The organism is Bradyrhizobium sp. NAS80.1 (assembly GCF_001908205.1).
In the GTDB taxonomy this organism is placed as follows: domain Bacteria; phylum Pseudomonadota; class Alphaproteobacteria; order Rhizobiales; family Xanthobacteraceae; genus Bradyrhizobium.
The window spans coordinates 1-1,344 of sequence record NZ_LGHL01000386.1 but is presented as its reverse complement, the minus strand read 5'-3'; the positions used below and the strand labels follow the sequence as shown (position 1 = coordinate 1,344).

Sequence of the window (1,344 nt, the reverse complement as noted above, 5' to 3'; positions counted from 1 at the left end):
GCGGCGCGCACGGTCTCGAGCCGGGTCAGGCCAATGTCCGGCTCGTAGCGCGGCACGCGGGCGAGGCCGGAATCGACCACGATGCGCACGCCTTCGATGGTGAGCGAGGTCTCCGCGATCGAGGTCGCCAGCACCACCTTGCGCGTGCCCCTCGGCGCCGGCGCAATGGCGCGATCCTGGACGGCGGCATCGAGCGCGCCGAACAACGGCACGATCTCGATGCTGGCGTCCTGCACGCGTTCCCCAAGGAAATTCTGGGTGCGTCGGATTTCGGCCGCGCCCGGCAGGAAGGCCAGCACCGAACCGCTGTCCACACGAAGAGCCGAAGCGATCGCATCGGCCATCTGCCGCTCCACCGGTGCGTCCGCCTTGCGGCCGAGATAACGGGTCTCGACGGGAAAGGCGCGGCCCTCGCTTTCGACGACGGGCGCTTCCCCAAGCAGCTTTGCGACGCACGCACCATCGAGCGTGGCCGACATCACGAGGATGCGCAGGTCCTCGCGCAGGCCGAGTTGCGCATCGCGCGCCAGCGCGAGGCCGAGGTCGGCATCGAGCGAGCGCTCGTGGAATTCGTCGAACAGGATCGCGGCGACGTCCGAAAGCTCTGGATCGTCGAGGATCTGGCGGGTGAAGATACCTTCGGTCACGACCTCGATGCGCGTGGCGCGCGATATCTTCGAGCCGAAGCGAACGCGATAGCCGACGGTCTCGCCGGCGCGCTCGCCGAGCGACTTGGCCATCCGGTCGGCGCTGGCCCGCGCGGCGATGCGCCGCGGCTCAAGCACGATGATCTTCTTGCCCGCGGCCCAGGGCGCATCCAGCAGCGCCAGCGGCACGCGCGTGGTCTTGCCGGCGCCAGGAGGGGCCACCAGCACGGCGGCGTTATGCGTCTCGAGCGTGCGCGACAAATCGTCGAGCACGGCATCGATCGGGAGGGGCGTGTCGAAGCTGCGGGGCAAAAGTCTCGGTCCGTCATCGTCCGTCTTGCGCGCTATTGCGCGCCGGGGCGAACGATCCAGTCATGTCAGATCCCGGCCATTCCGAAGATCACGGCGTACTGGATACCCCGCCTTCGCGGGGTATGACAATCATATGTGGCAATCAGCCCTGCACCGGCGGTCGGCCGACGCTCTCATAGGTAAAGCCGGCCGCGGCCATGTCTTCGGGGCGGTAGATGTTGCGGAGGTCGACGACGACGGGCTGGGCCAGGGTCGCCTTCAACCGGTCGAGATCCAGGCCGCGGAACTGCACCCATTCGGTGACGACGACGAGCGCATCGGCGCCTTGCGCGCAGGAATAGGCATCCTCGCAATAGGTGATGCTGGGCAGCTCGCCCTTGGCCTG

The 1,344-nt window shown here is 67.9% G+C and carries 2 protein-coding genes; both read right to left on the bottom strand.

Annotation, left to right across the window (positions count from 1 at the left end):
- Window positions 1-959, bottom strand: a 959-nt coding sequence (locus AC629_RS43680) for a DEAD/DEAH box helicase (protein ID WP_168195756.1), incomplete at its 3' end; no start/stop codon positions are given.
- 142 nt (window positions 960-1,101) lie between these two features.
- On the bottom strand, window positions 1,102-1,344 hold a 243-nt coding region (locus AC629_RS43675), incomplete at its 5' end, for a UDP binding domain-containing protein (RefSeq protein ID WP_245332203.1).